Genomic DNA, 10,857 nt, shown 5'->3' with positions numbered 1-10,857 from the left:
CATATCAAAACTCCTGCTGGTATTTTATAAGAAATTCTACGTTTGAGCTGTGCTATTTTAGGGGATAGTTACAAGGTTATTCTAAAAAATCATATCAAAACAATGAGCTAATGAATACAAAACAGCTTGCATTGAACATCAGTCGGTAGCATAATCCACCATTATAAAAATGGTGAACTTATGTATACAGATATTTCAAAAGCGCGTATTACAAATCATGCGTTGAGTGTTTTATCACTTAGTGTGGCTAGTATTATGGTTACTATGAGCGCTCATGCCATTACACCGGAACAATACCAAGAGCAGCGTAGTGAGGCGTTAAAACAGCAGCAACTGATCAAGCCCAATGTCAATATAAACACCGATACCTATCAACAAGCACCTTCAGCTCCTATTGTATCAGCCAGCCCTCAGAGTACTGATCCCGCCTCAACCGCTTGTTTCGACATCAATCATATTTACCTAACAGGTGAGCTGAGCGACAAGTTCACCTTTGCCCTGATGCCTTATACGACAGGCAGCGGTTCTTTACTAGGCAGTTGCCTGTCCGCCAATGACATCAATCAGCTGGTCACCAACGTCCAAAACCGCATTATTGAAAAAGGTTATGTCACCACCCGCGTCTTGGTAGAAAACCAAAACCTCAAGTCAGGCAACCTATTCCTAACCCTCATTCCTGGTCGTATTGATCAGATTGTTGCCACCGATGTTCAATCTACTCGCCCTATCTATATCGATAACAGTGGTAACCCTGCCAACTTTGCCCCTGCCATGCCAATGAAGTCTGGCGATCTGCTCAATGTACGCGACATCGAGCAGGCGCTTGAGAACTTCAAACGTGTACCGACCGCTGACGCCGATTTCTCTATTGCTCCAAGCAGTCGTATGACAACACCTGGCTATAGTGATATTCAAGTCAAATGGCAGCAGGGCAAGCGCTGGCGTCTATCGGCAACGGTAGATGACTCAGGTCAAGACAGCACAGGCGTCTATCAAGGCAATGTGACGCTATCACTCGACAACCCAACGTGGCACAACGATCTGTTATACCTCTCTTATAATCATGATCTTGATGGTGGTAATGACAAGAGTGATGGTAGCTGGGGCTACAACATCGGTTATGTGTTGCCGTTTGATAATACCCAACTAACACTGACCCATAGTGGCTACAACTACGATCAAACAGTCGCTGGCGTCAATCAAGACTACGTCTATAGTGGCGAATCTTACAATACTGACGTGATCGTTAGTCATTTGGTGCATCGTGATAATCACAGCAAAACCTATCTAAAAGCAGGCGGCTTTGCCAAGCAGCAAAGCAACTTTATCGATGACACCGAGGTTGAAGTACAAAAGCGCCGCACCGCAGGCTATCAAGCGGGAGTCGGCTATGAGACGGTCATTGGGAAAACCCAGTGGATTGGCGATGTGATATATCAACGCGGTACGGGTGCATTTGACGCCATCGACCCGCCTGAGGCGTTATTTAATGAAGGTAGTGCGCGCGCAGGTATTGTAAAGGTAGGTGTGGATGTCAACCAGCCGATTCAGCTTGCAGATAATTCCTTAAATTATCATGCGACCTTTAAAGGTCAGTATGCCACTGAGGCACTGGTGCCCAATGATCGCTTAAGTATCGGTGGTCGTTATAGTGTGCGCGGTTTCGATGGTGAGCGCAGCTTGAGCGGGGATCATGGTGCCATCTTAAGACAAGAGCTGAGTGCTTATATTGGTGATAAGCCACATGCCGTTTATGCAGGCGTCGATGCAGGGTACGTGACGCTTGATAATGATGAGCAAGATGATTTGCTGCTCGGTCATCATTTGGTTGGCGGCGTCGTCGGGGTAAAAGGTTATATCACCCCGTTTAGAACCAGTTATGACGTATTTGCCGGTTATCCACTGGCCCAGCCTGACAATTTTAGCGATAAAGAATGGGTCACTGGCTTTAGCCTAGGATGGCAGTACTAAATTATATCGTTGTCAAAATTATATTTACTATCAAACTTCTTGTACCCCACTCTCAACTTATTTTTCTAAGGTATTGGTTTACTTAGTTTTTAAAATTTCAGTTAAAACAATTAGAATTTTAAATTCTATAAAAATCAAAAGCCTACGATAAGTTGAGATTGGCGTTTCTTGTATAAAAAATTATCTCAAAGGACATCACCATGAACGCTCAATGCTACCGAGTTATCTTTAACAAAGCCCGTGGAATGCTCATGGTGGTGTCAGAGGCCGCACGCTCTCAAGGTAAAACCAGTAATCCTACGGACAGTGGCAGCACTATTGGCCAAGTAGCAGGGACTTCGCAGACATTAGGGTCAGCTCATGGGCAGGGCTACTATCAAGGCGGCAGGTTTATGCCCCTGCGTGCGCATATGCTGCTAGCGCTAGGGCTTGCGACCATGGTTGGTAGTGTCAGTCATAACGCCTATGCTGATAGCACCAATATTGTCGCTGATCGCAACGCGGCTGCCGCTCAGCAAGCCACCATACTAAAATCATCCAATGGCACAACCCAAGTCAATATTCAGACGCCAAGTAAAGCTGGGGTCTCACGAAACGTCTTTAGTCAGTTTGATGTCGGTCAAGATGGCGCTATCCTAAACAACAGCCGTAAAAATGCGCAGACGCAGCTTGCGGGTTGGGTAGAGGGCAACCCATATCTGGCACGCGGTGAGGCTCGCGTTATTCTAAACGAGGTCAACTCAAGCGATCCCAGCCGTCTCAGCGGCTATACCGAGATCGCAGGTGGCCGAGCTGAGCTGGTGATTGCCAACCCTGCTGGTATTACCTGTGCTGGTTGCGGTTTTATCAATGCGTCCCGTACCACACTGACGACAGGTCAAGCCCTGATGGATCAAGGCAAGCTCACTGGCTTTGATGTGACAGGTGGGAAGGTTCGTATCGATGGCGATGGTATGGACAGCCTAGGTAGTGATTATGCGCAGATTATCGCTAAGACCACCGAGATTAATGCAGGAGTCTACGCTAAAAATCTAGATGTTATCACGGGCAGTAATCAAGTTAGTTATGAAGAAGATACCAAAGATACTGTTATTACCTCTAAGAACGCTGCAAATAATAGTAACCAAACCACGGGTGTGGCATTGGATGTCTCAGCCCTAGGTGCGATGTATGCAGGGAAGATCCGTCTGATCGGTACCGATAAAGGCATGGGGGTCACCAATGCTGGTAGTATTGTGGCAAGCGCTGGCGGTCTGCAACTCGATAACAATGGCAATCTGATCAATTCGGGCAGTCTGATTGCCAATCAAGGTAAAGTTAACATCGTCACCAAAGGCTTTGATGTTGATAATTCAGGGACGATTGCAAGTTCTCGTGAGACCGCTACGCTGAATAGCAGTACCCTAAATAACAGCGGTGTAATCAGTAGCCGCGATACGTTACAACTACAGCAAACAGGCGCTATCAATAACTCAGGTGAGATTGCGGCAGGCAGTTTCGACATAAAATCTGCTACGCTGAATAACAGCGGCTCACTGCTACAAACTGGCTCAGGTAAGCTTGCCATTGATAACTCTCAGCTAATCAATAAGCAAGGCGGTATTATTGGTCAAGACCTCTATGCGGACGCGAGCACGCCGCCCAGTATGCCGCCTTCTAAAACCCCGCCGACAACTGCCAACAACGGCAGCAGTGTGGGTACTGATGATAACAGTCAGCCATCCGAGCCGAATCCGACACCATTACCAAGTGTGACGCGTGATGGCAGTATCAACGTAAATAATCTCACCAATACGGGCAGTATCTATAGTAATGGTAAGATCAATGTTGCAGCCGATAGTATGGCTAACCAAAATAAATCTAGCTTAGCGGTCACTACTCTGAATATCGCTGATAATGGTAGCGCCTCTAATACTGACAGTCGCTTGCAACTCGATCAAATTGATTGGCAATTGGTAAATTTCGATAACAGCAAAGGTCAGATTACCGCGACCAACAGTATCCGTATCCAGTCCGCTGATGGCATTGACAATCAGAACGGGATTATTGCGGCATCAGGTAAAATTGACTTGCAAGCAGTGGGCCAGTTTAACAATACCAAAGGCAAGGTACAGTCCAACGACAGTATTCGTATCAAGAGTACAGCGCTAGACAACATGCAAGGGCTACTCAGCAGCGAAGGCAATCTCAGTATTGATACCGATGGCATGCTTATTAATGACAAAGGTGATATAAAAACCAATCAAAACCTCAATGTGGCTGCTAAAGGCTATAGCAATACGGGCGGCACCATGATTGGTGTTGAGCGCGCCACTATCGATGTCTTTGATGATATTGTTATCAACAGTACTAATAGTGATATACAAGCGGGTAATCTGACCATAAAGACGCAAGGTAACTTTACCAATTCAGATACGTTGTCTGCACAAAATGCGCTCAATATCAACGCACAAAGTATCCGTAACCAAAAAGATGCTGAGCTGATTAGCAATGGCACAACAGCACTTAATGCGGCAAAAGATATTGATAATAGCGGTTTGATCAATGGTGCAAACACCTATCTTACAGCTGGAGATCGTGTCAACAACCGCAGTAATGGTCGTATCTTTGGTGACCATATTGCCATATCAGCTAAGACGCTGAACAATAGCCCTGATGCTGTGACTGGTGCTATAACTGCCAGTACAACCGCCCCAGCACCAGTAATTGCTGCACGTACTCGCCTTGATATTGGCGTTGTGAGCTTAAATAATGATCCCAACCAGGCACGCGCAGGCAAATTTAACTCAGACTTTAATGGTCAGGCCAAAATACTGAGTAATGGCAAGCTACATATTGGTGGCAGCTTAGATGCTGAGCATCAAGCCATAGGCCGTGCGACCACCGTCACCAATAAAGGCGCTTCTATCGAATCGGTAGGGGATATGAGTATCACGACGGACACGCTCAATAATGTGAACGCGGATTTTGTGACTCAAGCTTTTACCATCGAAGAACATGAAGGTAAAAAACAATTCGCTGATGGCAAAAATGGCAGAAAATATAACGAAAATGAAGTTGAATTGCGTGATGACAAAGAGCTTGATGATGAGGATCTTTATGTTATTGCGACTGATAAACCTTTAGGTGAAAGCGGTGGCGAAAATTTTTGGATATTTGAGTTTGATGAACGTATTACAGAAGATAGAACGGTAGTATCAGACCCTGCCAGAATCGTATCTGGTGGTGTCATTACGCTTATCGGTGATCAATTAAATAATGATAAAAGCCAGATTGGTCTGGGCGATGGTTTTCTAGTGACAGGAGATACCGTCAATAATGTTGGTAAACAAGATCTGCAGGGGTATAAAACCAAATATATCGAAAATGGTAAAATGACCTATAGACATGTTGAATCTGATGGTTTTTTTGGTGGCAGTCATAAAATTGAAAAAGATGACAAAGGTGCGTATGTGCAAGCGCCTGAGAGAATTGATAGCTACCAGCTCCCTATTTTAAACCAAAATATAGACAAAACCGTCGTGGCTTATGAGGTGACGGACAGTAACGCGCCACAAACCAGCAATATTCCGACGGAAGAAATTCGTAGCAGTAATGACGCGCCAACGCTACCAAACAGCAGCCTGTATAGCACCAATCCAGATAGCAGCGCCGATTACCTCATTGAGACCGATCCTGCCTTTGCCAACTATAAAAACTGGCTGTCATCTGACTATATGTTAGAGCGGCTACAGCTAGACCCTAATATCACGCAAAAGCGTCTCGGTGATGGCTACTATGAACAGCAGTATATCCGTGATCAAATCATGATGCTGACAGGTCGCTACTACCTAGAAGACTACAGCAATCAAGACGCGCAGTACCAAGGGCTTATGGATGCGGGTATCACCACTGCGCAGACGCTAAACCTACGTCCAGGGATTGCGCTCACTGATGACCAAGTCGCCAAATTGACCACTGACATCGTCTGGCTGGTACAGCAGAGCATTACGTTAGATGATGGTAGCAGTCAAAAGGTGCTCGTTCCCAAAGTCTATACCAGTCAAGCGGTTGGTCAAATTGATGGTACAGGCAATTTAATTGCGGCTAACCGTATTGATATGCAGCTGACAGGTGACTTGAATAACCAAGGCAATATTGTGGGTCATCAAAGCCTCAACATCAATGCAAAAAACTTGACCAATGCGAATGGTGGTCTGATCAAAGGTAACTACGTCCAGGTTGGCACGGCTAACGACTTAAACAACCTTGGTGCCACTATCGGCGCAGACAGTGCCATGCAGCTCGATGTGGGTGGTGAATTGAACAATCAAAGCCTTACCTACAGTACCAGTTCTGTCAAAGGGGCTAGCAACAGTACACGTACTGGCATTAGCCAAATAGCCAGTATCTATGTCGGTGATGGTCTCAAAGATCAGGTAGATGACAACGGTAACCCATTGAATACTTTTGTCGCCAATATCGATGGCGACACCACCTTTGCTGCTGGACGCTTTGACAATCAAGGAGGCCGTAGTGTCATTGACACCAAAGGCGATATTAAGCTTGATGCTGTCAACGTGGGCTACCAGTCCAATAGTATTGGTGATGCCAATAACTACTTTAAGCAAGGTGAATCTACTGATATCGGCAGTCAACTTAGCGGTACAAATGACCTTATCTTTAAAGCAGGCAAAAATATCACAGGAGTTGCCAGCCAAATAACCAGTGCTAATGGCACGGTTGGTATTTTAGCTGACGGCAATGTCGATTTTACGGAAGGAAGAAACAAACAGAACCTCAGTACCGCGGTGAAAACCACTGATAAGGGTTTCTTAAGTAAAACCACCACTCAAGATCGCTATGACATGCAAAGCGATAACGCCATCAGCAGTAACATTGAAGGCGATAAAGTCATCGTGGAAGCGGGACAAGACATTAACTTCACAGCCGTCAACGCTATCAGTGATCGCGGCACCCAGCTCACCGCAGGCCGTGATGTCAACATTCTAGCGGCTGAAAATACCTCTAGTGAAAGCTCGTTTAGTCAAACCAAAAAATCAGGACTGTTTGGCACAAGTGGCGGTCTAGGCTTTACCATCGGTAAGCAACAAACCGATGACAGTGATGCCAAAACGGCGCTTACTCATAGCGCCAGTAAAGTAGGTGCGATTGATGGCAACGTCATCATTGACGCGGGGCACACCTATCAACAGACTGGTAGCAACCTTGTCGCAGGTATGGGCGCTGACACTGGTAAAGATATCAAAGATGCCAACCGTGGTAATGCAGTGGTACGCGCGCAAGACATTAATATTGACAATAGTATGAATGTCACTACCAGTCAAAGCGAGCAAAAGTTTAAGCAGACGGGTCTGACTGTTTCTGTTTCTAATAGTTTAGTGGATAATGTCAACGCTATTAGAGATCTAGAAGAGGCTGCTGGTAACACAGGCAGTACACGTATGAAAGGTATAGCAGCGATCAGCGGCCTTTTAAAAGCACAAGCACTTGCAGAGCAAGCACAGGAAACACTTGGTAGTATTCAAAATGGAGTGGGCAGCACTCGTATCCAAGCCACTATCGGTAGTCAAAAGAGCCAATCAAACAGTAGTAGCTATACGGAGAAGAGCCAAGGCTCAAGTATTGATACCAACAACCTCGCGCTTATCGCCACAGGAGCAGGTAAAGATAGCAATATCAACATCAATGGCAGTAATCTAACTGTCAGTAATGACGCGCTGTTCCAAGCGGACAATAACTTAAACGTTAATGGTGTCGCGCAGAACAGCAACACGCGTAGTAATAATAAAAGCTCAAGTACCGCCATAGGGGGTTATGCCAGCTTTGGTCAAAACACTAGTGCAGGTATCACTGCCAGCGCCAGTCGTGGCAAAGGTTATGCCAACAGCGATAGCACCACCTATGCCAACAGCCAAATCAACGTTGGCGGCACCACCACCTTTGATATCGGCAATGATGTCAATATCAAAGGCGGCGTGATTAATACAAATCGTGCCCAAGGCGCCATTGGTGGCGATGTCAACATAGAGTCGCTACAAGACACCGCTACCTATGACAGCAAGCAAAAGAACATGGGCTTTAGTGCTGACCTTGATTTAAAAGGTGCAGGCTCTAGCCTATCCGTCAATGGAGGTAAGGCTGACTTAAATGCATACTATAAAGGGGTTGGTGAGCAGTCAGGCATCTTCACAGGCGATGGTGGTCTTGATCTCACTGCTAAAGGAAAAACAACGCTCATAGGCGGAGCGATTACCACCACCGAAGCCGCTCGTGACGCAGGACGTAACCGTTACACCAGTGCAGACGGTATAGACACGCAAGATATTAATAATACAACCAGCTATGACGGTGATGCTATTCAAGCAGGACTCAGCATCGGTCAAACCGATAATAAACCGCAAGCCAGTATGAATGGTTTAGGCTATGGCACAGATAGCGACAGTGACAGCAGTGTGACGCGCGCTGGTATTACAGGTATTGCAGGCAGTCAAGACATCACGACAGACAACCGCGCAGAGTACGCAGGCATCCTTGAGAATAGCTTTGATGCTGGTCGAGTCAATGAGGAGCTTGGGGCGCAGACGCAGATTACGCAGGAGTTTGGCAAGGAAGCACCGAAGGCCGTTGGGGACTTTGCCAATAATCGAATCAAAGCGATCATAGCTGACACTACGCTTAGTAATGCGGAGAAAAATGAAGCTATTGCCAAATGGGATGAAGGCGGAATCTATCGTGTCGCTGCTCATACGGCGCTTGGTGCATTAGGTACAGGTAGTGTCGAGGGTGCATTAACGACAGGTGGCGTAGCTGCCGCTGCTCCAACGCTTAATAACTTGCAAGATAAGATAGCAGAGTCACTGATTACAAGCGGTATGAGTGAAAGTATCGCTAAAGGGACGGCAAGCGGTGTGACCCATGCTGTCAAATCCGTAGAACCAAACTTGGGAGATTTTAATTACGCAGCCTGACGATAGTAGTCAAACCACACCTGTCTTGGCGCTCGATAGCCCAAGCCCTTTTGAATCCTAGTCTGATTATAATACAGCTCAATATACCCAATGATATCGCTAGTGGCTGCAAACCTCGTTTTATAATCTTGATGATATACTAGTTCATTCTTCAAGACGCCCCAGAAGCTTTCTATAGGTGCGTTGTCATAGCAATTACCTTTGCCGCTCATTGAGCCTGTTGTAGTGGCATAATAAACTTGGACAGTGCATAAGAGGTTTATACTACCCCAAAGAAGGAAACTAGTATGACCAACAAACGCAACCAATATACCCGAGAATTCAAACTTGAAGCCATCAGCTTAGTCACTGATCACAACCGTAGCATCCCCGATGTTTCTGATTCACTTGGCATTGGCAAATCCACCTTACAGAAATGGCTGAGTCAGTACCGTCAAGAAATGGGTGGACAAGCACCTAAAGTCGGCAATGCCTTAACCGATGAACAGCGAGAACTCCAAGAACTGCGTAAACAAGTAAAACGGCTGACTATGGAGCGCGACATCTTAAAAAAGGCTTCAGCTCTGCTAGCCTTGGACAGTCTGAGCGACTATCGCTGATAAGTCAGCTGGCAGAGCAAGACAAACAGATGAGTAAAACTCAATTGTGTGACCTGTTTGGCATGGTTAAGAGTAGCTATTACTATGGCTTGCAGCCAAAGCCGATAAATATTGAAATGGTCAAGCTTAAAGCCTTAATACGCCAAATATTTAATGACTCAAAGCAATCAGCTGGCGCTCGCAGCATTGCTGCTATCTTGATGAATGAGCATGGCATTAAGCTGACACGTTACTTAGCTGCTAAGATTATGAGAAGTATGGGGCTCATCAGTTGCCAGCTAAAAACACATAAATATAAGCATGCTGATGAAGAACACCAAGCTCATGACAATATTCTAAAACGCAGATTTGCTCCAACTGCTCCTAATCAGGTCTGGACAGGGGATGTGACTTATATACGCATCAAAGGCGGCTTTAGTTATCTAGCCGTGGTGTTAGACCTATATGCCCGCCGTGTGGTTGGCTTTGCCGTATCAGATTCCCCTGACAGCGTGTTGACAAGTAAAGCGCTGCAAATGGCATATCACATGCGATTAAGGCCAAGCGGGGTACTGTTTCATTCTGATCAAGGGACACATTACACCAGTAAAAAATTCGCTGAGTCCGTGGCAAGTTGTGAGGATATGACGCAAAGCATGAGCCGTCGTGGAAATTGTTGGGATAATGCGCCGATCGAAAGATTCTTCAGAAGCTTTAAGACAGAGTGGATGCCAAAGGGTGGTTATGAGGATATCGCTGAGGCTAAAAGCGCCATTGTTGATTACATCTGGGGCTATTATCAGACCGTGAGACCGCATGCATTTAACGATTATTTATCACCAGCAGAGAAAGAGAAACGTTATTTTAACCAAACCTCTTATCAGCTGTCCTAAATTAGTTGACCACTACATGTAAACTTATGCTGCTCGATAATCTTATGGTACGCATGGCTACAATATTGGCTACCTCTATCTGAATGAACAATCAGTCCTTGAGTAGGTCGTTTGTTCTTGATTGCCATATTGAGTGCACGGCATACTAAATCAGCGGTCATGCGCTTATTGATAGCGTAGCCGACAAGCTCTTTGGTGTATAAATCTTTCACTCCAGCTAAATATAACCAGCCCTCAGCAGTCCAGATATAGGTAATGTCGCTGACCCATGCTTCGTTAGGACGCTTAGCGTCAAACCTCTGATCTAAAACATTGTCATAGACCAGCTTGTTGTGGTTTGAGTCAGTAGTGACTTTAAAGCGCTTATGACGACGGCATTTGATGCCGTGTTCCTCTTTGATGCTTCTTACCATATACAACCCCACTCTCAACTTCGAAAGTGAT

The 10,857-nt window shown here is 45.8% G+C and carries 4 protein-coding genes and 2 pseudogenes; 4 read left to right on the top strand and 2 right to left on the bottom strand.

The features are described from left to right. Positions 1-180: 180 nt before the first annotated feature. Complete coding sequence (locus tag AS194_RS11805) at positions 181-1,971, top strand: ShlB/FhaC/HecB family hemolysin secretion/activation protein (protein WP_058025689.1); 1,791 nt, start codon at positions 181-183, stop codon at positions 1,969-1,971. 200 nt (positions 1,972-2,171) lie between these two features. After that, on the top strand, positions 2,172-8,942 hold the full coding sequence (locus AS194_RS11800; protein WP_058025688.1) for a hemagglutinin repeat-containing protein: 6,771 nt from the start codon (positions 2,172-2,174) through the stop codon (positions 8,940-8,942). Here the strand turns inward: AS194_RS11800 and AS194_RS11795 are convergent. Continuing rightward, positions 8,930-9,160: pseudogene (locus AS194_RS11795) on the bottom strand (IS3 family transposase); the annotation flags it as partial. The gene AS194_RS11800 and the pseudogene AS194_RS11795 overlap by 13 nt on opposite strands. A 69-nt stretch (positions 9,161-9,229) precedes the next feature. Between AS194_RS11795 and AS194_RS11790 the strand changes: the two are divergent. Together AS194_RS11790 and AS194_RS11785 are read left to right on the top strand one after the other, a co-directional pair. After that, on the top strand, positions 9,230-9,541 hold the full coding sequence (locus AS194_RS11790; RefSeq protein WP_058025686.1) for a transposase: 312 nt from the start codon (positions 9,230-9,232) through the stop codon (positions 9,539-9,541). Beyond that, positions 9,538-10,413, top strand: coding sequence for an IS3 family transposase (locus AS194_RS11785; RefSeq protein ID WP_227511647.1), 876 nt, complete (start codon positions 9,538-9,540; stop codon positions 10,411-10,413). The genes AS194_RS11790 and AS194_RS11785 overlap by 4 nt, the downstream gene beginning before the upstream one ends. A 20-nt stretch (positions 10,414-10,433) precedes the next feature. Here the strand turns inward: AS194_RS11785 and AS194_RS11780 are convergent. Next, positions 10,434-10,857: pseudogene (locus AS194_RS11780) on the bottom strand (IS3 family transposase); the annotation flags it as partial.

Origin of the sequence: Psychrobacter piscatorii, from assembly GCF_001444505.1 — a bacterium.
Lineage (GTDB): Bacteria > Pseudomonadota > Gammaproteobacteria > Pseudomonadales > Moraxellaceae > Psychrobacter > Psychrobacter piscatorii_B.
Note: the sequence above shows the minus strand (reverse complement) of the source record. Positions and strands in the feature narration are given on the sequence as shown.